General features: G+C 75.1%; 23 protein-coding genes. 13 read left to right on the top strand and 10 right to left on the bottom strand.

What is annotated here, in order from left to right; translation table 11 throughout:
* Positions 1–314 precede the first annotated feature (314 nt).
* On the bottom strand, positions 315–914 hold the full coding sequence (locus L7D48_RS08730; RefSeq protein ID WP_237878391.1) for a TetR/AcrR family transcriptional regulator: 600 nt from the start codon (positions 912–914) through the stop codon (positions 315–317).
* A 98-nt stretch (positions 915–1,012) separates the two neighbouring features.
* Here L7D48_RS08730 and L7D48_RS08720 point away from each other — a divergent pair, with 98 nt between their 5' ends.
* A complete protein-coding gene (locus L7D48_RS08720; protein ID WP_305853128.1) occupies positions 1,013–2,275 on the top strand; it encodes an FAD-dependent monooxygenase in 1,263 nt (420 codons plus the stop codon).
* A 63-nt stretch (positions 2,276–2,338) separates the two neighbouring features.
* Positions 2,339–3,244: a Gfo/Idh/MocA family protein gene (locus L7D48_RS08715; RefSeq protein WP_237878390.1), complete on the top strand. Its 906-nt coding sequence runs from the start codon at positions 2,339–2,341 to the stop codon at positions 3,242–3,244.
* Here L7D48_RS08715 and lnt read toward each other — a convergent pair.
* On the bottom strand, positions 3,216–4,763 hold the full coding sequence (gene lnt / locus L7D48_RS08710; RefSeq protein WP_237878389.1) for an apolipoprotein N-acyltransferase: 1,548 nt from the start codon (positions 4,761–4,763) through the stop codon (positions 3,216–3,218). The two genes, L7D48_RS08715 and lnt, sit on opposite strands and share 29 nt — an antisense overlap.
* A gap of 271 nt (positions 4,764–5,034) precedes the next feature.
* On the opposite strand from lnt, the gene L7D48_RS08705 reads away from it, so the two are divergent.
* The 3 genes from L7D48_RS08705 to L7D48_RS08695 are packed head-to-tail and all read left to right on the top strand — an operon-like array spanning position 5,035 to position 9,346.
* A complete protein-coding gene (locus L7D48_RS08705) occupies positions 5,035–5,874 on the top strand; it encodes a universal stress protein (protein WP_308312263.1) in 840 nt (279 codons plus the stop codon).
* 38 nt (positions 5,875–5,912) lie between these two features.
* On the top strand, positions 5,913–6,791 hold the full coding sequence (locus L7D48_RS08700; protein ID WP_237878388.1) for an HAD family phosphatase: 879 nt from the start codon (positions 5,913–5,915) through the stop codon (positions 6,789–6,791).
* 2 nt (positions 6,792–6,793) lie between these two features.
* Complete coding sequence (locus L7D48_RS08695; RefSeq protein WP_374491723.1) at positions 6,794–9,346, top strand: glycoside hydrolase family 65 protein; 2,553 nt, start codon at positions 6,794–6,796, stop codon at positions 9,344–9,346.
* 31 nt (positions 9,347–9,377) lie between these two features.
* Here the strand turns inward: L7D48_RS08695 and L7D48_RS08690 are convergent, their stop codons facing one another.
* Both L7D48_RS08690 and L7D48_RS08685 read right to left on the bottom strand, forming a co-directional pair.
* Complete coding sequence (locus L7D48_RS08690; protein ID WP_237878387.1) at positions 9,378–9,710, bottom strand: hypothetical protein; 333 nt, start codon at positions 9,708–9,710, stop codon at positions 9,378–9,380.
* 137 nt (positions 9,711–9,847) lie between these two features.
* Positions 9,848–10,846, bottom strand: a complete 999-nt coding sequence (locus L7D48_RS08685) for a PP2C family protein-serine/threonine phosphatase (protein WP_237878393.1) — start codon at positions 10,844–10,846, stop codon at positions 9,848–9,850.
* Between the two features lie 425 nt (positions 10,847–11,271).
* Here L7D48_RS08685 and L7D48_RS08680 point away from each other — a divergent pair, with 425 nt between their 5' ends.
* Complete coding sequence (locus tag L7D48_RS08680; RefSeq protein WP_237878386.1) at positions 11,272–12,489, top strand: CapA family protein; 1,218 nt, start codon at positions 11,272–11,274, stop codon at positions 12,487–12,489.
* A gap of 35 nt (positions 12,490–12,524) precedes the next feature.
* On the opposite strand, the gene L7D48_RS08675 is transcribed toward L7D48_RS08680, so the two are convergent.
* Complete coding sequence (locus L7D48_RS08675) at positions 12,525–13,397, bottom strand: undecaprenyl-diphosphate phosphatase (RefSeq protein ID WP_237878385.1); 873 nt, start codon at positions 13,395–13,397, stop codon at positions 12,525–12,527.
* A 52-nt stretch (positions 13,398–13,449) separates the two neighbouring features.
* Complete coding sequence (locus L7D48_RS08670; RefSeq protein ID WP_374491720.1) at positions 13,450–14,385, bottom strand: TVP38/TMEM64 family protein; 936 nt, start codon at positions 14,383–14,385, stop codon at positions 13,450–13,452.
* A gap of 50 nt (positions 14,386–14,435) precedes the next feature.
* Here L7D48_RS08670 and L7D48_RS08665 point away from each other — a divergent pair, with 50 nt between their 5' ends.
* Positions 14,436–15,335, top strand: coding sequence for a spermidine synthase (locus tag L7D48_RS08665; protein ID WP_237878383.1), 900 nt, complete (start codon positions 14,436–14,438; stop codon positions 15,333–15,335).
* On the opposite strand, the gene L7D48_RS08660 is transcribed toward L7D48_RS08665, so the two are convergent.
* From L7D48_RS08660 to L7D48_RS08650, 3 genes are all read right to left on the bottom strand, one after another.
* Positions 15,275–16,603, bottom strand: a complete 1,329-nt coding sequence (locus L7D48_RS08660) for an MFS transporter (RefSeq protein ID WP_237878392.1) — start codon at positions 16,601–16,603, stop codon at positions 15,275–15,277. The two genes, L7D48_RS08665 and L7D48_RS08660, sit on opposite strands and share 61 nt — an antisense overlap.
* Positions 16,600–17,679 (bottom strand): hypothetical protein, encoded by a 1,080-nt coding sequence (locus tag L7D48_RS08655; protein WP_237878382.1) that lies wholly within the window; start codon positions 17,677–17,679, stop codon positions 16,600–16,602. The genes L7D48_RS08660 and L7D48_RS08655 overlap by 4 nt, the downstream gene beginning before the upstream one ends.
* A gap of 114 nt (positions 17,680–17,793) precedes the next feature.
* Positions 17,794–18,342 (bottom strand): gamma carbonic anhydrase family protein, encoded by a 549-nt coding sequence (locus L7D48_RS08650; RefSeq protein WP_237878381.1) that lies wholly within the window; start codon positions 18,340–18,342, stop codon positions 17,794–17,796.
* Positions 18,343–18,483: 141 nt separating this feature from the next.
* Between L7D48_RS08650 and L7D48_RS08645 the strand changes: the two genes are divergently transcribed.
* The 5 genes from L7D48_RS08645 (at position 18,484) to L7D48_RS08625 (ending at position 22,542) form a co-directional block, all read left to right on the top strand.
* Positions 18,484–19,365: an acyltransferase gene (locus L7D48_RS08645; RefSeq protein WP_237878380.1), complete on the top strand. Its 882-nt coding sequence runs from the start codon at positions 18,484–18,486 to the stop codon at positions 19,363–19,365.
* A 148-nt stretch (positions 19,366–19,513) separates the two neighbouring features.
* Complete coding sequence (locus L7D48_RS08640) at positions 19,514–20,077, top strand: YbaK/EbsC family protein (RefSeq protein ID WP_237878379.1); 564 nt, start codon at positions 19,514–19,516, stop codon at positions 20,075–20,077.
* Positions 20,078–20,105: 28 nt separating this feature from the next.
* Positions 20,106–20,477 (top strand): hypothetical protein, encoded by a 372-nt coding sequence (locus L7D48_RS08635; RefSeq protein ID WP_237878378.1) that lies wholly within the window; start codon positions 20,106–20,108, stop codon positions 20,475–20,477.
* A 687-nt stretch (positions 20,478–21,164) separates the two neighbouring features.
* A complete protein-coding gene (locus tag L7D48_RS08630) occupies positions 21,165–21,413 on the top strand; it encodes a WhiB family transcriptional regulator (protein WP_237878377.1) in 249 nt (82 codons plus the stop codon).
* A gap of 121 nt (positions 21,414–21,534) precedes the next feature.
* Entirely contained in the window at positions 21,535–22,542 is a 1,008-nt protein-coding gene (locus L7D48_RS08625) for an NADP-dependent oxidoreductase (protein ID WP_237878376.1), read from the top strand.
* Between the two features lie 59 nt (positions 22,543–22,601).
* Here the strand turns inward: L7D48_RS08625 and L7D48_RS08620 are convergent, their stop codons facing one another.
* A complete protein-coding gene (locus tag L7D48_RS08620) occupies positions 22,602–23,009 on the bottom strand; it encodes a CoA-binding protein (RefSeq protein ID WP_237878375.1) in 408 nt (135 codons plus the stop codon).
* 61 nt (positions 23,010–23,070) lie between these two features.
* On the opposite strand from L7D48_RS08620, the gene L7D48_RS08615 reads away from it, so the two are divergent.
* Positions 23,071–23,694, top strand: coding sequence for a YigZ family protein (locus L7D48_RS08615; protein ID WP_237878374.1), 624 nt, complete (start codon positions 23,071–23,073; stop codon positions 23,692–23,694).
* The last annotated feature ends 478 nt before the right edge of the window (positions 23,695–24,172 follow it).

The following is a 24,172-nucleotide window of genomic DNA, read 5'->3' as shown; positions in this document are numbered from 1 at the left end:
GCGGCTCGGCGTCCCGCCGGGGCAGGGCGGGGCCACTGGGCCGGGGAGGCGGCCCGCTCTCCTCCGGCCGCTGGCCGCCCGCCACCGTGACGCACCCCGAGACGGCCGCCAGAGCGGCTCCGGTCAGGAGCAGGGCGCTTCTCACATGTCGCACCCGGCCCACTCTGCTGCATCGCACGGCCGCCGGGAACTCCCCGCAGGAGTGACGCGGGTGACTCATGTGTTTCATGTGGCCGACGTGGCACATGCGGCCTGTGCGGTCTGCGCGGCCTGTACGGTCTGCGCCTCGGGCGGCCGGGTCCGCCGCGGGCTCCTCAGCCGCCCAGCATGCCGCGCAGCAGTTCCTCCAGTCCGGCTCGCAGTTCCTCCGGCGTCGGCACCGTGGAGTGGTAGGAGCCCGCCGTGCAGGAGAACATCACCCCGTCGCACCAGGCGATCAGCGACAGCGCGTGCCGCTCGGGGTCCGTGGAGCCCGCGGCGGCCATCATCGCCACCAGCGGTTCGCGGAAGGCGGCGGTCCCGGCCCGGTCGTAGATCGCCCGCAGGGCGGGGCGCCGGGTCGCCTCCAGGGCCAGCTCGTAGCGGGCGACCGCCAGGTGGCGGTGGTGCGTCAGATAGCGGTGCAGGGCCAGCGCCACGGCCTCGGCCGGCATTCCGGGGCCGTCGCCGGGCCCGGGCATCCGCTGCGCCGGCCCCAGCACGCGTGCCTCGCGTACGGCCAGCCGCCGCACCGCCGCCTCCAGCAGGGCCTCGCGGGTGCGCGCGTGGTTGGAGGTGGAGCCCTGCGGCAGGCCGGCGGCCTCGTCCACCGCGCGGTGGGTGAGGCCGCGCAGGCCGCGCTCGGCCAGCAGGTCGATCGCGGTGTCGGCGATCAGCTCGCCGCGTGCGGTGGCGCGGGCCGTACTCCGGGACATGTCCGCCAATCTACCCCTCACTACAGGTGTAGTAGGCTGAGGAGTGTCACTACAGATGTAGTGAAAAGTCGCTGCCGCCCGCACGGAGGAGCACTGCCATGAGCCAGCCCCGAGCCGTCGTCATCGGTGCCGGAATCGGGGGCCTGACCGCCGCCGCGGCACTGCACCTGCGCGGCTGGGCGGTCACCGTCCTCGAACGCGCCGCCGCGCTGGAACCCGTCGGCGCCGGGATCGCCCTGGCCCCCAACGCCCAGCGCGCCCTGGATGTCATCGGGGTCGGCGACGCCGTCCGCGCCATGTCCGCCTGGCAGGGCGAGGGAGGACTGCGCACGCCCTCCGGCCGCTGGCTGTCACGCACCACCCCCGACGCGGCGGCCGAGCGTTTCGGCGGTCCCGTCGTCGTCGCCCACCGCGCCGACCTCGTAGGCCTGCTCGCCGCCCGGCTGCCCGACGGCGCGGTCCGCACCGGCACACCGGCCGAGGTCGCCGACCCGGGCGGGGAAGGCCGGCCGGCGGCCGTACGCGTCACGAGCGGCGACGGGGAGGGCGAGAGGAAGGGCGGGGAAGGCGTCCGGGAGTACACGGCCGACCTCGTCGTGGCCGCCGACGGCATCCACTCCACCGCCCGGCGGACCCTCTTCCCCGGCCACCCCGCCCCCCGCTACGCCGGCTTCACCGCATGGCGCTTCGTCGTCCCCGCACCCGAGCGGCCCTTCAGCCCCCACGAGACCTGGGGGCCCGGCTCGGTGTGGGGCACCGTCCCGCTCCACGACGGCCGGGTGTACGCGTACGCCACCGCCACCGTCCCCGCCGGAGGCAGGTCGCCCGACGGTGAACGGGCCGAACTGCTGCGCCGGTTCGGCGACTGGCACCACCCCGTCCCCGACCTGCTGGCCGCCGTACGGCCCGACGGCGTCCTGCGCGGCGACGTGTACCGCACCGCCACCGCACTGCCCGCCTACCACCAGGGGCGCACCGCCCTGCTCGGCGACGCCGCCCACGCCATGACCCCCAACCTCGGCCAGGGCGGCTGCCAGGCGATCGAGGACGCCGTCGTCCTCGCCCACCACGCCGGCCCCGACGCGGCCGGTCTCGAACGCCGCCTGGCCGCCTACACCCGCGACCGCCTGCCCCGCACCATGGACGTCGTACGCCGCTCCGGGCGGATCGGGCGGCTGACCGCCTGGTCCTCCCCGCCCGCCCGAGCCCTGCGCACCGCCGCGTTCACCGCCCTCGACCGGCTCGGCCCGCGCCTGGCCCTGCGCAGCCTCGACGGCATCGCCGACTGGGAGCCGCCGGGCGCCGCGTATGCTGCCGGTCCGCGGGGAACACGGGGCGGCGGCGAGGCGGCCGCTCCCTGACCGGCCCGGGCGGTGGACCGCCCCCGGGCGGCACCGGACGACGGCGAGACCAAGGGGGTTTCCGTGAGGATCGCAGTGATCGGACTCGGCGACATCGCGCAGAAGGCGTACCTGCCGGTGCTCACCGCCCGGCCGGGGCTGGAACTCCATCTGCACACCCGCACCCGCGCCACCCTGGAACGGACGGCCGAGGCCCACCGGATCCCCGGCCCGCAGCGGCACACGGACCTCGACGGGCTGATCGCGGCCGGCCCCGACGCGGCCCTCGTCCACGCCCCGACGGCCGAGCACCCCGCGATCGTCGCCCGGCTGCTGGAAGCCGGAGTGCCCACCTACGTCGACAAGCCGCTCGCCTACACCCTGACCGAGTCCGAGCGCCTGGTGCGCCTGGCGGGCCGGCGGCGGGTACCGCTCGCCGTCGGCTTCAACCGCCGCCACGCGCCCGGGTACGTCCAGTGCCTGGAGCACCCGCGCGACCTGATCCTGATGCAGAAGAACCGCATCGGACTGGCGGCCGACCCGCGCGAGGTGGTCTACGACGACTTCATCCACGTCGTGGACACCCTCCGCTTCCTGCTGCCCGGGCCGGCCGGGCACATCGACGTCCGCGCCCGGGTCAGGGACGGGCTCCTGCACCACGTGGTGCTCCAGATGTCCGGCGACGGCTTCACCGCGATCGGCGTCATGAACCGCATGAGCGGCAGCGCCGAGGAGATCCTGGAGGTCTCCGGGCGGGACGCCAGGCGCCAGGTGCTCAACCTCGCCGAGATCATCGACCACAAGGGCCAGCCCAGCATCCGCCGCCGCGGGGACTGGGTGCCGGTGGCCCGCCAGCGCGGCATCGAGCAGACGGTGTCGGCCTTCCTCGACGCCGTGCGCGCCGGGCGGCGCCTGGACGCCGAGGACGCCCTGCGCACCCACGAGCTGTGCGAGCGGGTCGTCACCGCCGCGCTGGAGCAGGCCGGATAGCCCTCTCGCGCCCGGCGGGCCGCCGCCTGCCGTACCGCCCGCGCCGGAACCGGCGCACCGCCGCCACGGCCGCCGCCGACAGCAGCGAGCCCAGCGCGGCGGCGACGGCCCAGTCGCCGGACCGGACGTGGACGGTGGTGCCCGAGGCGAGCGGCACCTCGTAAACGGCGGCCCCGCTCCGTTCGGTGCCCAGCCGCCCACCCACCGGCTCGCCGTGCGGGCCGTACGCCGCGCTCACCCCCGTCAGCGTGGCGTGCACCATCGGCCGCCCGCTCTCCGCGGCCCGCAGCGCCGCCAGGGAGGCGTGCTGGGACGGCGCCCAGCTGTCCTGGAAGGTGGAGGTCGCCGACTGGGCGACGAGCAGCTCGGCGCCGTCGCGCGCCAGCGCCCGGCTGACGTCGGGGAAGGCCGACTCGAAGCACACCAGCGGACCGGTGCGCACCCCGAGGGTGTCCATCACCATCGGTGCGTCCCCGCGACGGCGGTCCTCCTCGGCCGCCTCGCCCACCGCCGTCGCCCAGCCCAGCAGGGAACGGGCCGGCACGTACTCGCCGAACGGCACCAGCCGCATCTTGTCGTAGCGCTCCCCGGTGGGCCCCCGCGGGCCCACCGCCACCGAACTCTTGAAGATCCCCGGCCCGTCCGGGCGCCGGGCGTCCACGTTCACCAGCAGCGGCGCCCCGACGCGCGCGGACAGTGCCGCCAGCCGCTCGCTCAGATCCGGGCGCTTCCCCAGGTCGTAGCCGACGCTGCTCTCGCCCCACACCACCAGGTCCACGTCCCGGCCGGCCAGGCCGCGGGTCAGCCGCTCACCGGTGTCGAAGCGCGCCTCGGCCCCGTCGACCACACCCGGCTGCACCACCGCGACACGGACCGTGCCCGACGGCCGCGGCAGCGGCGCCCACGCCCAGGCCGCGGCCGGGACCAGTACGCACACCGCCGCCGCGGCCGCGGCGGCCCGCCGCGCGCCGGGCACCGCGACCAGCACCGCCAGCGCGGTGTTCGCCGCCACCACCCACACGGTGACCAGCCACACCCCGCCCAGCGAGGCCAGCCGCAGCGCGGGCGGCACCTGCCACTGGCTCGCCCCCAGCAGCGCCCACGGCCCGCCCAGGTACTCCCAGGAGCGCACCAGCTCGATCATCAGCCACGCCGAGGGCACCAGCACCACCGCCGCCACCGCACGGCCCGCGGCCGGCGCACCCGCCAGCAGCCGCCGCACCAGCCACCCCCACGGCGCCCACAGCAGCCCCATCAGGGCCGCCACCACCACGAGAAAGACGTGCAGGCTCGGAGCCAGCCAGTGATGGGTGGCCAGCAGGAAACCGGTACCGCCCAGCCAGCCCTCCACGGCGGCCCGCCGCCCGCCGCCCGCCGTACGGAGCAGCAGCAGCCACGGGACCAGCGCGACGTAGGCCCACCACCACAGCGACGGCGCCGGAAAGGACAGGGCGGGCAGCGCGCCCGCCGCCGGCGCGAGCGCCCCGCGCCGCCATCCGGACCCCGCGGACAACCGCATGCCGCGCCTCCCTCGCCTCGGCCGGACCGGCGTGCGGACCCCACCGTGCCGGACGGCCGTACGGGAGGCCGGGCGGCGCCGCACCACGGAGCGGGTGGCAGGGAACCGCCCGCCGCGGGTTTCACCGGTCCGTATGCGGGTGACCGTTCCCGGGAACCGGCGGGCGAATCCGCGACCCGCCGGTTCCCGGGAACGGTCACCCGCCGACCGGAACCGGAATGGGCGGCACGGGGAGCGGGAAACCGCGGGAGGCCGGGACAAGGAGGTGGCGGTGGTGGAGCTTCCCCTGCTGGTGGGCGTCGACGGATCCGGGCCCGGTCTGCTCGCGGTGGACTGGGCCGCGGACGCGGCGGTCCGGCACTCGGTACCGCTGTGCCTGGTCCACGGGACCGAGGAGCGCGCAGAGGGCGACCCGGAGCCGGAGGAGCTGATGTCCGCCGCGACCGAACGCGTCCGCCTGCGCGCCCCCGGCCTGCGGGTGACCACCGTCGTCCTGGACGAGGAACCCGGAGCCGCGCTGGTCCACGCCGGCCGCAACGCGTTCGCCCTCGTCGTCGGCTCACGGGGCCGGGGCGGGATCGCGGGCCTGCTGCTGGGCTCGGTGGGGCTGGAGGCGGCCGGCCGGGCCGACTGCCCGGTGGTCGTCGTACGCGGCGGGGAGAACGCCCGCGCCGGCGGCCACGGCCGGGTCGTCCTGGGCGTCGGGGACAGGGTGGACGGATCTCCCGCCGCCCACTTCGCCTTCCGCGAGGCCGCCGCCCGGCACTGCGAACTGCACGCGGTGCGGACCTGGCGCCGGCCCGCCCACACGGCGGAGAACCACCTGCTGGTCCAGGGCAGCCCGGCCGGCGCCCGCCACCGGGAGGCGATGGACCACCTGGACGGCGCCCTGCGGGCCGTGGCCCGCGAGCACTCCGGGATCGACCTGCACCTGCACGCCGTGGAGGGCCCCACCCGTGCGGTGCTGCTGGAGGAGTCGCGCAGGGCGGACCTGCTGGTGATCGGCGCCCACCGCCGGCAGGGCCGCCTCGGCCTCCAGCTGGGGGTGGTCGACCACACCGTCATCCACCACGCCGAATGCCCCGTGGCCCTCGTACCGGAGCACATCTGACCCCGACCGCCCCGACGCCCCCACCGGAGGGAACGACCATGCCGCCTGCCGCAGCCGCAGCCCGGGACCCGGAGGAGGCCGCCGCGCCGGCACAAGCGCCGGCACACCCGCCGCCGGACGGCCTGGACGGCCTGAGGGCCGTGGTGTTCGACACCGACGGGGTGATCACCGACTCCGCCCGGGTCCACGCCGCGGCCTGGAAGGAGGCCTTCGACGACTGCCTGCGCGAGTGGCGCGAACGCGGCGGCGGACGACAGGAGAGGGACGCGCGGGACCGGTTCCGCCCGTTCGACGTCCAGGAGGACTACCGGCGGTACGTCGACGGCAGGTCCCGCCTGGACGGTGCCGCAGCCTTCCTCGCCTCCAGGGGGCTGGACCTGCCGCCGGGCGAGCCGGACGACCCGCCCGGCAACGGCACCGTCCGTGCCGTCGCCGCCCGCAAGGAGCGGCTGTTCACGGCCGCCCTGCGCCGGGGCGGTGTCGAGGCCTGGCCCGGCACCCTGCGGCTGCTGCGCGCCCTGCGCCGCGAAGGGGTGCCCATGGCGGTGATATCCGCCTCCCGGCACGCGAGGGAACTGCTCTCCGGAGCAGGAGTGCCGGAGGTGTTCGACGCCGTGGTGGACGGCCACGAGGCGGCCCGGCTGGACCTGCCCGGCAAACCGGACCCCGCGGTGTTCCTGGAGGCCGCCCGGCGGCTGGGGGTGCCTCCGGCGGAGGCGGCCGTCGTCGAGGACGCGCTCGCCGGTGTGGAGGCGGGCCGCCGCGGCGGCTTCGGACTGGTCGTCGGGGTGGACCGGACGGCCGGCCCCACCAGTGCGCGGGACCTGCGCGAGCACGGGGCCGACGTGGTCGTGACCGACCTGGCCGAACTGCTGCCGCCCGGTCCCCGCGCCGGCCGGCACGAGGAGGAGGGCTGACAGTGGCGGAGGGGACCGTGGAGCGGTGGGAATGGGCCTACGAGGGCTACGAGCCGGGGGAGGAGCGGCTGCGCGAGGCCCTGTGCACCCTGGGCAACGGCTACTTCGCGACCCGGGGCGCGGCTCCCGAGACGGATGCCGGAGGACCCCACTACCCGGGCACGTACGCGGCGGGCTGCTACAACCGGCTGGTGTCCACCGTGGGGGAGAGCGAGCCCAGGGACGTCGAGAACGAGGACATGGTCAACCTGCCCAACTGGCTGCCCCTGCGCTTCCGCATCCTCGACGGCGCCCTCGGCGGAACTCCCGGCGCCCCGCCCGGCGGCGGCCCCGGGAACAGTCCCCCGAACAGCCCTGCGGACACCCCCGTCGGCGCTCCCACGAGCGGCCCCGCGAGCGGCCTTGTGAACGACCCCGCGAACGGAACCGCCCCGCCCTGGTGGACCCCCGACGGGGACGGGCTGCTGGAGTACCGGCAGCGACTGGACCTCAGGCACGGCGTCCTGACCCGGACCCTGCGCCTTCAGGACGCCGCCGGCCGGCGGCTGCGCGTCGAGCAGCACCGGCTGGTCCACATGGGGCAGCCGCACCTGGCCGCGCTGCGCACCGTCCTCACCGCGGAGAACTGGACCGGCACGCTCGAGGTCGAGTCCGCCCTCGACGGCGGCGTCGCCAACGAGGGCGTGGAGCGCTACCGGGCCCTGAACGGCCGCCATCTGACCGGCCACAGCACCGGATCGACCGAGCCGGACACCGTCTGGGTGCGCTGCCGCACCACGAACTCGGAGATCGGCGTGGCCCTGGCCGCCCGCACCCGTCTGGAGAGCGGCGAGGCGGTCTCGGCGCGCACCGACCTGGGCGGACTGCGGCCGGCGCGGCGGCTGACCGTCGCCGTCCGGCCCCGGCGGCCCGTCACCGTCGTCAAAACCGTGTCCCTGCACACCTCGCACGACATCGCGGTCAGCGATCCCCTGCACGCCGCGCTGGAGGACATCGGCCACGCGCCCGGCTTCCCCGACCTGCTCGACACCCACCGCGCAGCCTGGGACGAGCTGTGGCGGCACGCCGAACTCCAGGTGCCGGGCGAGGCGGGCCGCATCCTGCGGGTCCACCTCTTCCACGTCCTGCAGACGCTCTCCCCGCACATCACCGACCTGGACGTCGGAGTCCCGGCGCGCGGGCTGCACGGGGAGGCCTACCGGGGGCACGTCTTCTGGGACGAACTGTTCGTGCTGCCCTACCTCAACGTCCACTTCCCCGAGGTCTCCCGCGCCCTGCTGGCCTACCGGCACCGGCGGCTGCCCGAGGCCGTCCGGGCCGCCGAGGACAGCGGCTACGAGGGGGCGATGTTCCCCTGGCAGAGCGGCAGCGACGGGCGCGAGGAGACCCAGACCCTGCACCTGAACCCGCGCTCGGGCCGCTGGCTGCCCGACCACTCCCGCCTCCAGCACCACGTGGGCTCGGCGATCGCCTACAACATCTGGCAGTACTGGCAGGCCAGCGGCGACATCGACTTCATGCACACTCGGGGCGCCGAGACGCTGCTGCGGATCGCCCAGTTCTGGGGGAGCGCCGCGCGGTACGACGCGGACACGGGGCGCTACCGCATCCTCGGCGTGGTCGGCCCCGACGAGTACCACGAGGCCTACCCGGACAGGGAGCGGCCCGGCCTGGACGACAACGCCTACACCAACGTCACCGCCGCCTGGGTGCTCGCCCGGGCCCTGGAGACGCTCCGGACCGTCCCCGAACCGCTGTGCGAGGAGCTGTGCCGGAAACTCGCCCTGGACGCGGAGACGCTGGAACGCTGGGACGACGTCTCCCGGCGGCTGCGGGTTCCCTTCCACGCGGGCGTCATCAGCCAGTTCGACGGCTACGGGGAACTGGCCGAACTGGACTGGGAGGGCTACCGCCGCAAGTACGGGGACATCCGCCGGCTGGACCGGATCCTGGAGGCCGAGGGTGACACCGTCAACCGCTACCAGGCGTCCAAGCAGGCCGACGCGCTGATGCTCGGCTACCTGTTCCAGCCCGCCGAACTGGCGGCCCTGTTCGAGCGGCTCGGCCACACCCTCGACGACGAGCTGTGGCGGAGCACGGTCGACCACTACCTGCACCGCACCAGCCACGGCTCGACCCTCAGCTCCCTGGTCCACGGGTGGGTGCTGGCCCGGGTGCGGCGCCCCGACGCCTGGCACTACGTACAGGAGGCGCTGGTCAGCGACATCGCCGACATCCAGGGCGGTACGACGGCCGAGGGCATCCACCTGGGCGCCATGGCCGGGACACTGGACCTGGTGCAGCGCGGACTGACCGGTCTGGAGACCCGCGGGGGCGCCCTGCGGCTGGACCCCGCACCGCTCCCGGAGCTGTCCCGGTTCTCCTTCACCATGCGCTACCGGCACCACTGGGGGGTGGGTGTGCGAATGGGCTCGGACGGGATGCGCGTCAGCCTGCCCGGATCGGCCGAGGGGCCCGTACGCCTGGTGCTGCCCGACCGGACCGTCACCATCGAGCCCGGCGAGTCGGCCTGGCTGGACCTGGCCGACCGGTGACGCCCGGCCGGTGGCGGCGGGCCGTCACCGCTCAGCCGGTACCCGGCCCCCGCCGCCCGGGGCGGCCCGGGCGGCGTCCGGCCCGGAAGGCCGTGCCCAGGACCACGGCGGAGAGGAACACCAGCACGCCGACCACCGGATGCAGGACCATCAGCGCGGGAACCAGGAAGAAGCAGACGCCGAGGAGCAGCCACAGGCGGGGCGGTGTCGCCGGCCCGTCCGCCGCCGGCGACACCGCCTCTTCGGGCTCCGTCTCGCCGAACCCCCGGAACAGGGCGGCGAGGCGGGCGTCGCGCAGCAGCGCCCGCTCGGTCTCGTGCAGGATGCGCAGTTCTCGGAGGGTGAGGCGGCGGGATTCGTTCATGGTCTCGGTCCAGCTCGGTCGGTGCGGACTGCGGTGGTCGGTCACCTGCCGAGTACCCCCTCCGAGCGGGTGAATCTTCCGGAGTCCGGCGATCCGGCCGGCGACCGGGCCCGTGATCAGGCCGGAGCCGGCCCGGATCACCCCTCGCGGTACCGCAGGAGCAGCATCGCCGCGTCGTCCTGCAGCGGCCCGCCGACATGGGTCACCAGATCCCGGCACAGCGACTCCAGGCCGATGTCCGGGTTCTTCTCCCGCAACAGGAAGGCCCGCCGGATCAGCGGGTAGAAGCGGTCGTCCGGATCGCGCGCCTCGGTCACACCGTCGGTGTACAGCAGCATCTGCTCACCGGGGGCGAGCGACAGCCCGTACGGCTCCGGGGGCTTGAGGTCGAAGCCCATGCCCAGGGGCGGCGCGGTCTCCGGCGGCTCGGCGAGATGGGCCGTACCGTCCGCGCGGACCACCAGCGGCGAGGGGTGGCCGTGGTTGAGCAGGGTCACCGAACGGTCCTCGTGCGTCTCGGCCAGAACCGCCGTGACGAACCGCTCCTGTGTCATGTGCCGGTTGACCGATCGCTCCAGCCGGGCGCTCACCGCCGCCAGGTCCGGCTCGTCGTACGCCGCCTCCCGGAACGCGGCCAGGACGACCGCGGCCGTCTCCACCGCCTCCAGCCCCTTGCCCTGGACGTCGCCCACGATCACCCGGACCCCCGAGGGCGAGTTGACCACCTCGTACAGATCGCCACCGATCCGGGCCTCGGCCACCGCGGAGGTGTAGGACACCGCGATCCGCAGGTGCCCCGCGGCCCGGGGCACCGGGCGCAGCAGCACCCGCTGGGCCACCTCGGCGATGGACCGCACGTTCGCCAGCTCGGCCTCGTGCCGCTGGCGGATGGCGGCCGCGACCAGTCCGGCCGCCGACACCCCGGCCACCGACAGCAGCGCCGTGTAGCCGCGCGTGGTCCCCAGCAGACCGTCGTAGAAGGACAGGCAGAAGCACATGACCAGGGCCAGCAGCCCGATCAGCGCGGTGCGGCGCATGCCGCCGACCAGGCTGGCGAAGGCGGGACCGAGCGACAGCAGCGGCAGGAACCCCACACCCGGACCGGCCGTCACGTCAACCAGGACGACGACGGTCATGGCCGCGAAGGGCAGCCCGGCCAGGAGTCGGTAGCTGTCGTCGTCGCGCTCGGCCAAGGTGAACTCCGGATTCGCTGCGGATGCCCCGCGGTTGTCTGCGAACAGCTTCCCAGGCCGGGGCGGTGTGGAAAAGCGACCCGCGCGGTCGCACCGTTTCCCGCGCCCGCTCGCACGGGCGGCCCGGACCACCCGCGCGGCCTGCCCGCCGCCGACGACGGGCCGAGCCGTCCTCCGGGCGCGTGCCGCACCCGCCCCGCACGCCGTTCACCGCGCCCCCGTTCCGGCAGCCGCGCGATCCGTTCGCCCGGTCGGCGCAGCCGGGCGCCGCCGAAGGTGCCGCCCGCCCCGCCGCCGCCCACGCTGCCGGAGGAGGAGGACGGCGCGACCGCCCCGAAGCGGCACGCCAGGACGAACAGGAGGCGAGGATGCGCCGAATCGCACCAGCGGGGACGGCAGCCGGACGGAGCGCACGGCGTACGGCCGGGCGTACGGGAGGGGACGGCGCGGCGCACCGGATACGCCCGGGCCGCCGGATACGCCTGGCGGCCACGGCCGCCGCCGTACTGGCGCTCGCCGCGCCCGCCTCGTGCACCGCGCCCGGCAGCGCCCCGGGGGAGGACCGGGCCGCACGGGCGGACAGGGGCAGGCCGTTCACCGTGGTGGCGACCGGCGACATCATCCCGTACCCGTCGATCATCGAGCAGGCCCGGCGTGACGCGGGCGGCACCGGATACGACTTCACCCGTATCCTCGCGGGCGTCAAACCGGTGGTCGAGTCCGCCGACATCGCGCTGTGCCACATGGAGACGCCCTACGGGGACGAGGACGGTCCCTTCACCGGCTACCCGCTGTTCCGCTCCCCGCCCCAACTCGCCAAGGCCCTGCGGGCCACCGGCTACGACAGCTGCTCGACCGCCTCCAACCACAGCCTCGACGACGGCTTCGAGGGGGTGCGCCGCACCCTCGGCGCGCTGGACGCGGCGGGAGTGCGGCACACGGGCACCGCCCGCGACGCGGCGGAGGCCGCCCGCCCGGCACTGCTGGAGGCCGGCGGCGCCCGCATCGCCCATCTGGCGTACACCTACGGCACCAACGGCATCCCGCTCCCCGAGGACCGGCCGTGGGCGGTGAGCGTGCTGGAGCCGGAACGCGTGCTCGCCGACGCCCGAGCCGCCCGCCGTGCCGGGGCCGACGTGGTGATCGTCAGCCTCCACTGGGGAACCGAGTGGCAGCAGGCGCCCGACACGACGCAGAAGGAGCTGGCCCGCAGGCTCACCGCCGCGCGCACCGGCGGACGCCGGGACATCGACCTGCTGATCGGCACCCACAACCACGTGCCCCAGCCGTACGAGAAGGTGAACGGCACCTGGGTGGTCTACGGCCTGGGCGACCAGATCGCCAGCTTCGCCCCCGAGAGCAAGCGCAGCGGAAACGAGGGCTCCATGGCCCGCTTCACCTTCACTCCCGGGGGCGGCCGCTGGACCGTCACGGGGGCGGAGTTCCTGGTCGGCCACTCCGACATGGGGCCGCCCTTCCGCGTGGTGCGCGCCACCGGGGAGAACTTCCCCGAGGTGCACAGGCGGGTGCGCGAGGCGGTGCTGAGCCGGGGCGCGGGCGAGGACGGTCTCACCGAGGGCCGGTGAGACCGTCCCGGGCGGCGGGCTGACGCCCGCGGGCGTCAGCCCGCCGCCTCGCCCGCGTGCGGGGAGATCACCCCGGCCGCGACCAGGGCGAAGATCAGCAGGCCCAGCAGTATCCGGTAGACCACGAACGGCATGAAGCTCCTGGTGGAGATGAACTTCATGAACCAGGCGATGACCGCGTAGGCCACGAGGAAGGACAGCACGGTCGCGAAGAGGGTCGGCGCCCAGGAGACGTGCCCCTCGCCGATCTCCGTCAGCTCGAACAGACCGGAGGCGAGGACGGCCGGGATGGCCAGCAGGAAGGAGTAGCGGGCGGCGGCCTCGCGGGTGTAGCCCATGAACAGGCCGCCGCTGATCGTCGCGCCGGAGCGGGACACACCGGGGACCAGCGCCATCGCCTGGGCCATGCCGTACAGCAGGCCGTCGCGCACGGTCAGCCTCTCCAGCGACTTGCGCTCGCGCACGGCGCGGTGGCGCCCGCCGGAGGCGTCGCGGGAGGCGAGCCGGTCGGCCACGCCCAGGACGATGCCCAGCACGATCAGGGTCGTGGCGATCAGCCGCAGGTCGCGGAAGGGGCCCTCGATGTAGTCCTTGAGGGTCAGGCCGAGGACGCCGATCGGGATGGAGCCGACGATCACCAGCCAGCCCAGCTTCGCGTCGTGCTCGCGGCGCGCCTGCCTGTCGTACAGCGAGCGGAACCAGGCGGAGACGATCCGCGCGATGTCCTTGCGGAAGTAGATCAGCACCGCCGCCTCGGTGCCGATCTGGGTGACGGCCGTGAAGGCCGCGCCGGGGTCCTCCCATCCCGCGAAGACCGCGGTCAGCCGCAGATGGGCGCTGGAGGATATGGGAAGGAACTCGGTCAGCCCCTGGACGAGCCCGAGGATGAACGCTTCGAACCAAGACATGTCGGGGTGTGCTCGTCCCTATTTCGTGATCATCGGTCAGGTCGGGCAGATGCTATGGCCGGTCGGGAACGGAGAGGGAAACGGCGGGCGAACGTCGCGGGTTCGCGCGTACCGGCCCGGTGACCGCCCGGCCCGGCGCCCCGGTCGCGGCCTGATCGGTGGCCTGGTCCGCGGCCTGATCGGTGGTCTGGTCCGAGGCCGAGGCCGAGGCCGACGCCCCGGACCCGCGCAGCCGGGCGCGCTTGCGCCAGGCGAAGACCGCGGCGGCCAGCCCGGGAACGGCGATGAAGGCGGACGCGACCAGGAAGACGGGCGAGGTCGGAGTGGAGGCCTGGCTGCCCGCCACGGCGTACGCGGCGGTGTTGGGCACGCAGCCCAGCGCGGTGGCCGACAGGAAGGCGGACCAGCGCATCCGGCTGACGGAGGCGCCGTAGTTGGAGACGGCGAACGGGATGCCCGGCAGCACCCGCAGCACCAGCATCGAGCGGAAGCCCCGGCGGCTGAGCTGCCGGTCCCCGGCCGCCAGCCAGCGGCCGCGCAGCAGCGGGCGCAGGGCGTCCTGCCCCAGCAGCCGCCCCAGCCCGAAGGCCAGCCCGGCCCCCAGCACCGTCCCGGCCACCGCCGCGGCGGTGCCCAGGGCGGCGCCGAAGAGGGCGCCCGAGGCCAGGTTCAGCACCGGTCTGGGCACGAGGGCCGCGGTGCCCAGACCGTAGGCGAGGGCGAACAGCGCCAGCGCGCCGCCTCCGGTCAGCGGGGGGCGCCACCCCTGGGCGATCAGCTGCTGGGGCTCGTGGAGGGCCACCGTCGTGGCGGCGGCGGCCAGCAGCACGGCCAGGAGGGACAGACGGGACCACGGGGAGAACAGCACCGCGGACCACCGGGCGGCGGGTCCGACGGGCCGGGGAGCGGGGACGGGCACCGGGCGAGCGTAACCGACACCGGCGACATACGTCCCGGTCTGCCCGCTGTGAGGTCCACGACCCGGCACCCCGGCCGACCCCGTCCCGCGGCCGGCCGGGAGGACGGGACAATGGGGCGATGGACGAGGTGGCACGGGACCGGACGGCGGACGACCGGACGGCAGGGGAGCCGGTGCCCGTACGCCGGGCCGTGGACCAGGGCACCGCCCGGCTGCTGCCGGACGTGGACCGGCCGCGCGCCTGGCTGCTCACCGTCGACGACGCGCCCCAGTCGTACGTGGACCTCGGCGATCCGGCGCACCTGGAGTTCGAGTACGTGCGCCGGATCGCCCACGTCCTGGACCGCGCCGCCGCCCCGGGCGCGCCGCTGGACGCCCTCCACCTGGGCGGCGGGGCCATGACCCTGCCGCGCTACCTCGCCGCCGCCCGCCCCGGCTCCCGCCAGGAGGTGGTGGAGGCCGACCGGGCCCTGCTCGGCCTGGTCGCCGAGCACCTGCCGCTGCCGCCCGGCGGCGGCATCGAGGTGCGGGCCGAGGACGCCCTCACCGCGCTGCGGGATCGCCCCGCCGGGTCGGTGGACGTCCTGGTCGCCGACGTCTTCGGCGGCTCCCGCGTCCCGGCCCATCTGACCACCCTGGCGTACGCCCGGGCCGCGGCCCGGGCGCTGCGGCCGGACGGCGTCTACGTCGCCAACCTCGCCGACGCCGCGCCCTTCGGCTTCCTCCGCTCCCAGCTGGCCGCCTTCCGCACGGTCTTCGGCGAGGACCCCGGCCGGCTGTGCCTGATCGCCGAGCCCGCCGTGCTGCGCGGCCGCCGGTTCGGCAACACCGTGCTGGCCGCCTCCCGCGCCGGGCTGCCCGTGGAGCGGCTGGCGCGGGACGCGGCGGGCGACCCGTTCCCGGCCCGGGTGGTGCACGGGGCCGCGCTGGAGCGGCTGACCGGGAACGCGCGCCCGGTTCAGGAGAGCGAGGCGGCGCCCTCGCCCGAGCCGCCGGAGGGCTCCTTCACCGTCGGCTGAGAGCCGGCCGCCGCGGTCCCGTCCCGCCGGGTCAGGTCGCGCACCCCCGGCACGCACAGCACTGCGGCCGTCAGCACCGCGACCAGCACCGAGCAGCCCCACAGCGCCGCCGGCCGGCCCACCAGCGACTCGACGGGCCCGGCCGCGGCCGTGGCCAGGGGCACCAGGGCGATCGACCCCAGCCAGTCGTAGGCCGAGACCCGGGAGAACTTCTCCTCGGGCACCTCCTGGTGCAGCGCCGTCATCCAGGACACCCCGAACACCTCGATGGCCACCCCGGTGGTGAACATCACCGCGGCCAGGCCCGCCGCGGGCAGGGGGACCGCCAGCGCCGCAGAGGGCAGCGCCAGGGGGAAGACGCACAGGGTGCCCGCGAGCATGATGCGGCGCGGCCGCCAGCGGGTCATGAGCAGCCCGCCGCACACCGTGCCCGCGCCGAAGGCAGCCAGGGCCAGCCCCCACGGCCGGGCGCCGCCCAGGTGCTCCTCGGCGACCTGCGGCCCGTACACCGCCTCGGCCGCCGCGACCACCGCGTTGACCACCGCGAACTGCAGGACCACCGCCCACAGCCACGGCCGCCCCACCACCTCGCGCCAGCCGTCGCGCAGATCGCCGAGCAGGCCGCCGCCCGGCGCCCGTTCGGGCATTCCGCGCAGGTCGAGCAGGGCGCGCAGCGCCCCCGCGGCGGCGAACGCGGCGGCGTCGATCGCCAGCACCCAGCCGGGGCCGACCGCGGCGATCAGCGCGCCGCCGAGCGCCGCGCCGCCGATGGAGGCGCCGTTGACCCCCATCCGGAAGACGGCGAAGGCACGTCCGGCCTGCTCGCCGCGGACACTGGCGAGCACCATCCCCTCGGCGGCCGGGGCGAAGAAGGCGTGGCCGGTGCCGCCCAGCGCCGACAGCAGCACCATCTGCCACAGCTCGGCGCTCCCGGCGATCACCAGTGCGGCGAAGACGCCCTGGGAGACGCAGTTGAGCGCGTTGGCCGCCACCATCACCCGGTGGCGCGGCAGCCGGTCGGCGACGGCGCCGCCGACGAGCAGGAACAGTACCAGGGGGACGGTGCGGGCGGCGGCGACCAGACCCACGTCGGTGCCGTCGCCGCCCAGGGCGAGCACGGCGAACGCCGCCGCGATCAGCGCACCGGAGTTGCCCAGTCCGGTGATCACCGCGGCGGCCGTCAGCAGCGTGTAGTTGCGGCCCGCCCAGGTGGGGCGGGACGGCTGCCGCCCCGCCCCACCGCCGCCGGCGGGCCCCCTGCCGGTCAGTCCTGCTCCGCGTACGGCCGCAGGCTGCCGGTCATCTTGTCGATGGTCTCCTGGGACACCTCGTCATCGACCCCGGCGTCGGTGATCAGGAGCCAGATGCGCAGGTCGTTGCTGCCGTCGATCCAGGAGACGGTCACGACCCTGCCGTCGGAGTCGCACTTGTTCTCCTTCTTGACCCCGGTGGCCGTGGCACTCGCTATGTGGCCGGTGATGCCGTGCTCGTTGGAGAACTTCTTCGCCTTGGTCAGCTTGACGGTGTCCTTCTGCTCGCCGTAGGCGAAGTAGACGAAGTTCTCCGCGGCGATCTCGGCCCCCTCGGCGGTGTTGCGGGAGCCCTGGCCGCCCTTGCTGCCGACGGTGGCCCGGGTGTACTTGCTGTTGCCGACCTTGCACCAGCCCTCCTTGTAGAAGGCCGGTGCGCTGAAGGCGACCTGGGGTCCGGAGAAGGGGTCGTCCTCGTCCTTCTGCCCGTAGCCGATGATCGTCGTCTCCGTGCCGAGCTTCCAGTCGGCGGGCACGTCGAAGGCGTTGTGGTGCTTGGCGTTGGTGACGACCTTCCAGCCGGGGACCACCGGCTCGGGCTTCTCGGGGGCGACGCCGTCGCGCGGGTTGGTGGGATCGTCCCGCTCGGCACCGGAGTCCTCGTCCTCGTCCGGCTCGGCGGTGGAGGGCTCGGGGCTCGGCGAGACAGCGGCGCCGGGGCCCGCGGTCTTCTCGCCCTTCTCGCCCTTGTCGTCGCCGGTGAGGACGAGGACGCCCGTCACCACGGCCGCGGCGATCACCGCGACGGCCGCGACGATGGCGATCGCCGTGTTCCGGCCCCTCTTCCCGTCCTTGCCGCCCTGCGGCGGCTGCGGTGCGCCGGGCACGCCCGGCTGCCCCCACTGGCCTCCGGGATGCCCCTGGTAGCCCGGGCCCTGGTAGGGGTTGGGCGCCTGGTACCCCGGCGTCTGGTAGGGGTTCGGAGCCTGGTAACCCGGCGTCTGGTACGGGTTGGGCTGGTTCTGCTGGTTCTGCAGGCTGTGCGGGTCCTGCGGGTTCTGCTCGCCCCCGGGCGGCTGCTGTCCTGGCCACATGGCGAGAACACTAGAGCCGCCGCCTCGGCCGGGCCACGGCCACCCCCGCTTCGGTACGCACCCGGTACACGGGGCCCCCGTCCGAGGCGCGTGTACCGGGTGCCCGCCGCGGTCTCAGCCCTCGCCGTCCTCCGGAACGACCAGCGTCTCCCGGTGCGCGCCGGCCAGCCCCCGGTACGCCGCGGCGTTGACGCGGACACCCTCGCGCTCCTCCTCGGTCAGCTCCCGCCTGACGCGGGCCGGCACCCCGGCGACCAGGGAACCGGGCGGGACCTCCATGCCCTGCGGGACCAGGGCGTGGGCCGCCACCAGCGAACCGGCGCCCACCCGGGCCCCGTTGAGCACCGTCGCGCCCATCCCGACCAGGACCTCGTCCCCGATCGTGCAGCCGTGCAGCACCGCGTTGTGCCCCACCGAGACGCGCTCGCCCACGACGACGGGGAAACCCGGATCGGCGTGGACGGTGCAGTTGTCCTGCACATTGCTGTCCCTGCCGAGGGTGATCGCGTCGCAGTCGCCGCGCAGCACCGCGTTGTACCAGACGCTCGCGCCCGGCCCCAGCGACACCTGGCCGACCACCACGGCCGTGGGGGCGACGTACGCCTCCGGATCGATCTCGGGCTCCCTGCCCACCACGCCCGCGATCATCGCTCGCCGTTCCATCCGTGCCCTCTCCCGCCTGCCGTGCCGCGCACGGCCGTGTGCCGATCGCCTTCTTCGAAACGGCACCGTAAGCGATGGGTGGGGCGGGAATCACAGCACGGCGGGCGGTGCGCCGCCCGCCCGGGCGTCTACCGTGATCAGGTGCCCAAGAACAGGAACGTGTTCTCCTCCCTGCTGTCCCGCGCGGCCTCCTCCCGTACGGCCTCCCGCGCCGTGCACGGGCTGTGGCGCCACGCGCAGCGGGCGGGGGCCGTCTCGGCCGAGCGCCCCGGGCCGTACGCCTTCCGCAGCATCGGGGAGGGCACCCGGCTGGCCTTCCCGCAGGGCACGCTGTTCGGCACCGAGTGGATCGAGCTGGGCGCCTGCTGCGTCGTCGGCGCCGAGGTCACGCTGACCGCCGGGATGATGCCGGACCTCGACCTCGGGCCGGACACGGTGCTGAGACTGGGCGACGGGGTGGTCCTGGGCCGGGGCAGCCATGTGGTCGCCGACGGAGCCGGGGCGGGCGTGACGATCGGGAACGACGTCTTCTGCGGCCCGTATGTCTACATCACCTCCACCAACCACTCCTACGACGACCCCCACCAGCCGATCGGCAGGCAGTGGCCGCGCTCGGCGCCGGTGGAGATCGGTGCGGGCAGCTGGCTGGGCACGGGAGCGGTGGTGCTGCCGGGCGCGCGGCTGGGGCGGAACACGGTGGTGGCGGCCGGTTCGGTCGTCCGCGGTGAGGTGCCCGACCACGCCGTGGTCGCGGGCGCGCCCGCCAAGGTCGTGCGGCGCTGGGATCCGCGGGAGGGCTGGCTGCCCCCGTTGCGCACCCCGCCGCCGGTGCCGGTGCCCGAGGGGGTGACCCCCGGGCAGCTGGCGGCGCTGGCCGGTCTGGAGATCCCCGAGCCGGGGGCGGCCGGGGCNGGGGCGGCCGGGGCGGAAGCAGGCAGACTGGAAGGGACGGCCGGCCACGGAACGGTTCCGGCCCCGCCCGCCGACCGGACAGGAAGCACCGACGGAATGCGTACGCCATGAGCAACCGGACCCTGCGCCTGCTGCTGCTCTTCGCCGTCGCCCTGCACGGCCTGGCACTGCTGCTGTACGTCGCCCGCAACCACTGGCTCTGACCTCCGCCGGCCCGCCCCGCACGGAGGGCACCCGGGCGGCTGCTACGGTGCACGCCATGCGCGCCCCCATCGGGAACTTCACCGACGCCTGGCCGGTCGCCGAAAAGCTCGACCTGCTGGCCCCGCCGGTCGCCGCCGCGCTGCGCGGCCCCGTGCCGGCCGGCGGGATCGTCTACGTCGACAGCGACCCGGACGACGCCGACACCGCCCGCTTCGGCGAGGTCCACGGCATCCCGCCCGAGCAGTCCGCCAACTGCGTGGTCGTCGCGGCCCGCCGCGGCCAGGAGACCACCCTGGCGGCCTGCGTCGTCCTCGCCCACACCCGCGCCGACGTCAACCGCACCGTCCGGCGCGAACTGGGCGCCCGCAAGGCCTCGTTCGCGCCCATGGAGACGGCCGTCGGCGAGTCCGGCATGGAGTACGGCGGCATCACCCCGATCGGCCTGCCCGAGGGCTGGCCCCTGCTGGTGGACGCGGCGGTCGCCGACACCCCGTACGCCGTCGTCGGATCGGGCCGCCGCCGGGGCAAACTGCTGGTGCCCGGTGGGGTCCTGGCGGGTCTGCCCGGCGCGCGGGTGCTCGACGGCCTGGGCCTCCAGGCAGCCCGCACCGGCGACTGACCACCGTCGCGGGCGTTAGTCTGCCCGCATGTCGAACCACGATGACCTGCTCGTCTCCATCGCCGAGAAGGTGGAGTCCGAGCGGAGCAACCAGATGCCCCTCACCGTGGTGGTCCCCGGCGCGGTCATCACCGGAAGGCTGGCGCCCGAGGCCGTCTGGAAGGCGCGGGTCGCCGAGGTCCTGCGGGACTCCGAGCGCCTGAAGCCGTTCGCCGAGCTGTTCGGGCCGTCCGGGGAGGACGGCGGGCGCGGCGGAGGCAGGCCCACCCACCTGCACCTGCACGTCGCCCGCATCCTCCAGGGAAGCTACGGCCTCCCCGACACCGGTGGCATGTACCGCGTCGCCATCGGCGAGGTGAGCAGTTGGACCCTGGGGGAACTCAGCTACTCCGACGGATGAGGGAGCGCCCCGGCGCATGCCGTGCCGGCCGCCCCTTTCGTGACGAGGGGCGGCCGGTACGGCACGGATGACCCTGCGGGCGACCGGGCGGGCCCCGGCCGAGGACGTGGGGGAGCGTTACGCGCGGCCGGGACTGTGGCCCACCCGGTCCCCGCGGATCCGGTTCGTGCGCGTGGGCGGCGACCGCATCGAGCCCGGGATGGAGGGCGTGGTCGTCCCGCTGCCGGGGTGCCGGTCGCCTTCACCGTCGAGGAGGTCGGCGAGGCGCGGCGGCGGTGGACCTGGCGGGTGAGGGCCGGTCCCGTGCGGATGCGCCCGCACCACGCGGTCGCCGTCCCGCCCGACGGGCGGACCGGCACCGAGCTGCGCATGGAGGGACCGCTTCCGGCACTCGTCCTCTACGCGGGTCCGGCCCGGCTCGCCCTGCACCGCCTGGTGAGGGGCGGGGCCGGAGCGTGGCCTTTGCCGGAGCACGGCCTTTACCGGGACATTCGTTTATATTTGGACATCAACGCCCCTGCCGGGCTCTGCGGCGCACCAGCGCGCCGCGGGGATCTCCGGGCTGCCCGCCGACGGGCCGCCCCGATTCCTCGGAGGTTCCGGTGAGCGTTCCCGACTTCTACCCCTTCCCCGGGTGCCCGGTGGTTTCCCGACGGCTGCCCCGTGTCCCGCGACCGGTGCGCTGACATGGGCTGGCGCGAGTCCGCGGCGTGCCGCGGCGAGGATCCCGAACTCTTCTTCCCCGTCGGCGACGGCGGCCTGGCGCAGCGGCAGACGGCCCGGGCGCGGGCCGTCTGCCTGGGCTGTCCCGTCATGTACCAGTGCAGGGACTGGGCCGTCAGGCGCGGCGAGACCGAGGGGGTGTGGGGCGGCACCACCGCGGCCGAGCGGCGGCTGATCAGACGCCGTTTCGTGGGCCGGCTGCCCGACGGCTGACGGCCGGGCCCGCTCCGGGGCCGCTCCCGCCCTGTACCGGAGCCGGAGGTGTCGCAGATCACATCGACCTCGTACCTACCGGTCGGTACGGTACAGGGAGTCTTGATCAGCAGGAGGCCCCATGCCAGCGACCAACCGCCAGATCCGCCTGGCGGCCCGCCCCACCGGAGAGGTCAAGCCCGAGGACTGGGAGCACCGCTCGGTGCCCGTGGAGGACCCCGGGCCGGGCCGCTTCGCGGGCCGCACCCGTGTCATCTCGCTGGACCCCGCCATGCGGGGATGGCTCGACGACCGCCCCTCCTACCTGCCGCCCGTCGGCATCGGCGAGGTGATGCGCGCGGGATCGGTCATCGAGGTCACCGCGTCCGACCACCCCGACTACCGGCCCGGCGACCACGTGGTGGGCACGTTCGGCGTACAGGAGTACGTCGTCTCCGACGGCAGGGGCGCGATGAAGATCGACACCGCGCTCGCCCCGCCCTCGACGTACCTGGGCGCGCTGGGCATGCCCGGCATGACGGCGTACTTCGGCCTGCTGGAGGTCGGAGCGCTCAAGGAGGGCGAGACCGTGGTGGTCTCCGGAGCCGCGGGCGCGGTGGGCACCATCGCCGGCCAGATCGCCAAGGCGAAGGGCTGCCGGGTCGTGGGCATCGCCGGAGGGCCGCGCAAGTGCGCCATGCTCACCGACGAGCTGGGTTTCGACGCGGCGATCGACTACCGGGCGCAGGACGTGCGCAAGGCGCTGCGCGAGCACGCGCCGGACGGCATCGACGTCTACTTCGACAACGTCGGGGGCGACATCCTGGACGCCGCCCTCGCCCGGCTGGCGATGCACGCCCGCGTGGTGATCTGCGGCGCGATCAGCCAGTACAACAACGCCACCCCGGTCAAGGGCCCGTCCAACTACCTGTCCCTGCTGGTCCGCCGGGCCCGGATGGAGGGCTTCGTGGTCTTCGACTACGCCAAGCGCTACGGGCAGGCCGCGCAGGAGATCGCCGGCTGGATCGGCGAGGGGCGCGTCAAGGTCAAGGAGCACGTGGTCAAGGGGACCGTGGACGACTTCCCCGAGACGCTGCAGATGCTCTTCCGGGGGGAGAACGTCGGCAAGCTGGTGCTGGAACTGGCCTGACCCGGCACGGGAGGTGCGTCCCGCCCGCCGCCCGGTGGACGGGACGCACCTCCTGGCGTTCAGCCCAGACGCGGGATCTCGATGGCCGGGCAGCGGTCCATCACCATCTCCAGGCCCGCCGCGCGGGTGCGCTCGAAGGCCGCCTGGTCGACCACGCCGAGCTGGAACCAGACGGCCTTCGCCCCGGCCGCCACCGCCTCGTCCGCGACGCCACCCGCCAGCGAGGAGTTGACGAACACGTCCACGACGTCGACGGGGAAGGGGATCTCGGCCAGGGAGGCGTATCCCCGCTCGCCGTGCACCGTCTCCGCCTTGGGATGGACGGGCACGATCCGCTTGCCGAACCGCTGGAGCGTGGCGGCCACGCCCCAGGCCGCACGGTCGCGGTTGGACGACAGGCCGACCACCGCCCAGGTGTCGCCGGCCTCGGTCAGGATCCTGCGGACTGTCTCCGAATCTCCGTACATGCCCCTGCCAACGGACGGCCCGGCCGGGCCATTCCCCGCGGCGGACCGTAGGGTGGGCCGAATGCGGGAGCAGTATGTGACGGTCGCGGGCGAGGGCGTGCACGAGACCGAGGTGAACAGGTCGCGCTTCATCTGCGCGCTCGCGCCCGCCGCCACCGAGGAGGAGGCGCGGGCGTTCGTCGCACGCGTCCGCGAGCGGCACGCGGACGCCACCCACAACTGCTGGGCCTACGTCATCGGCGCCGACGCCGGTGTGCAGAAGGCGAGCGACGACGGGGAGCCCGGCGGCACGGCCGGAGCGCCCATGCTCCAGATGCTGCTGCGCCGCGAGGTCCGCTACGCCGTCGCGGTCGTCACCCGGTACTTCGGCGGGGTGAAGCTGGGCGCCGGCGGGCTGATCCGGGCCTACGGCGGCGCGGTCGGCGAGGCCCTCGACGCGCTGGGCACCGTCACCCGGCGGCGGATGAGGCTGGCCACGGTCACGGTGGACCACCAGCGGGCGGGCCGGATCGAGAACGACCTGCGCACCGGCGGACGGGAGGTGCGCGGCGTGCACTACGGCGCCGAGGTCGCCATCGAGGTGGGGCTGCCCGAGGCCGAGGTCGCCGCCTTCCGCTCCTGGCTCGCCGACGCCACCGCGGGCACCGCCCGGCTGGAGCTGGGCGGCGAGGCGTACGGGACCTGACGGGGGAACACGGCCGGACATCCGGAGGTGATCTCCGGCCGCCATGTGAACCCGAAACAGCACACATCAACAACTTGGGTAAACGGCCGCGGAAATCGGCAAGTGTGTTCTAGTCTTCACACTCGGTACGGAGGCGAATGCGGAGCCGGCACCGGCCGGCCGAGCGGGGGGATGGGGACGCCGACCGAGTAGGGGGGCAGGGCCTTGTTCGAGGCTGCCGGAACGCGGGTCGCCGAAGCGCCCGCGGGCTTAGTCGAGCCGTTACGCGTTCGCGCGCGGGACGGGAAGCGCGGGACGAGGGAGAGACCGGGGGCCGGCCGGCGCATTCCACCGGCTCTGGCGGTGGACGTGCTCGGCGCCGCGCTGCCGGCCGGTGCGCTGGGCGCCGCGGGGGGAGGGCCGGGCCCGCTGCCGGCCGCCGCGGTCGTCGGCGCCGCGTGGCCGCTGGTCGCGGCAGTGAGGGGACGTTACGCGGCGG

This window comes from Streptomyces sp. ICN903, from assembly GCF_022015835.1.
GTDB classification, from domain to species: Bacteria; Actinomycetota; Actinomycetes; order Streptomycetales; family Streptomycetaceae; genus Streptomyces; species Streptomyces fenghuangensis.
Note: the sequence above shows the minus strand (reverse complement) of the source record. Positions and strands in the feature narration are given on the sequence as shown.

What these genes read in the sequence shown, in the direction of transcription:
- L7D48_RS08730 (WP_237878391.1), bottom strand. Translation starts at nt 914, where the DNA reads ATGTCCCGGAGTACGGCCCGCGCCACCGCACGCGGCGAGCTGATCGCC.
- L7D48_RS08720 (WP_305853128.1), top strand. Translation starts at nt 1,013, where the DNA reads ATGAGCCAGCCCCGAGCCGTCGTCATCGGTGCCGGAATCGGGGGCCTG.
- lnt (WP_237878389.1), bottom strand. Translation starts at nt 4,763, where the DNA reads ATGCGGTTGTCCGCGGGGTCCGGATGGCGGCGCGGGGCGCTCGCGCCG.
- L7D48_RS08700 (WP_237878388.1), top strand. Translation starts at nt 5,913, where the DNA reads ATGCCGCCTGCCGCAGCCGCAGCCCGGGACCCGGAGGAGGCCGCCGCG.
- L7D48_RS08690 (WP_237878387.1), bottom strand. Translation starts at nt 9,710, where the DNA reads ATGAACGAATCCCGCCGCCTCACCCTCCGAGAACTGCGCATCCTGCAC.
- L7D48_RS08685 (WP_237878393.1), bottom strand. Translation starts at nt 10,846, where the DNA reads ATGACCGTCGTCGTCCTGGTTGACGTGACGGCCGGTCCGGGTGTGGGG.
- L7D48_RS08680 (WP_237878386.1), top strand. Translation starts at nt 11,272, where the DNA reads ATGCGCCGAATCGCACCAGCGGGGACGGCAGCCGGACGGAGCGCACGG.
- L7D48_RS08675 (WP_237878385.1), bottom strand. Translation starts at nt 13,397, where the DNA reads ATGTCTTGGTTCGAAGCGTTCATCCTCGGGCTCGTCCAGGGGCTGACC.
- L7D48_RS08665 (WP_237878383.1), top strand. Translation starts at nt 14,436, where the DNA reads ATGGACGAGGTGGCACGGGACCGGACGGCGGACGACCGGACGGCAGGG.
- L7D48_RS08655 (WP_237878382.1), bottom strand. Translation starts at nt 17,679, where the DNA reads ATGTGGCCAGGACAGCAGCCGCCCGGGGGCGAGCAGAACCCGCAGGAC.
- L7D48_RS08650 (WP_237878381.1), bottom strand. Translation starts at nt 18,342, where the DNA reads ATGGAACGGCGAGCGATGATCGCGGGCGTGGTGGGCAGGGAGCCCGAG.
- L7D48_RS08640 (WP_237878379.1), top strand. Translation starts at nt 19,514, where the DNA reads ATGCGCGCCCCCATCGGGAACTTCACCGACGCCTGGCCGGTCGCCGAA.
- L7D48_RS08635 (WP_237878378.1), top strand. Translation starts at nt 20,106, where the DNA reads ATGTCGAACCACGATGACCTGCTCGTCTCCATCGCCGAGAAGGTGGAG.
- L7D48_RS08630 (WP_237878377.1), top strand. Translation starts at nt 21,165, where the DNA reads ATGGGCTGGCGCGAGTCCGCGGCGTGCCGCGGCGAGGATCCCGAACTC.
- L7D48_RS08625 (WP_237878376.1), top strand. Translation starts at nt 21,535, where the DNA reads ATGCCAGCGACCAACCGCCAGATCCGCCTGGCGGCCCGCCCCACCGGA.
- L7D48_RS08620 (WP_237878375.1), bottom strand. Translation starts at nt 23,009, where the DNA reads ATGTACGGAGATTCGGAGACAGTCCGCAGGATCCTGACCGAGGCCGGC.
- L7D48_RS08615 (WP_237878374.1), top strand. Translation starts at nt 23,071, where the DNA reads ATGCGGGAGCAGTATGTGACGGTCGCGGGCGAGGGCGTGCACGAGACC.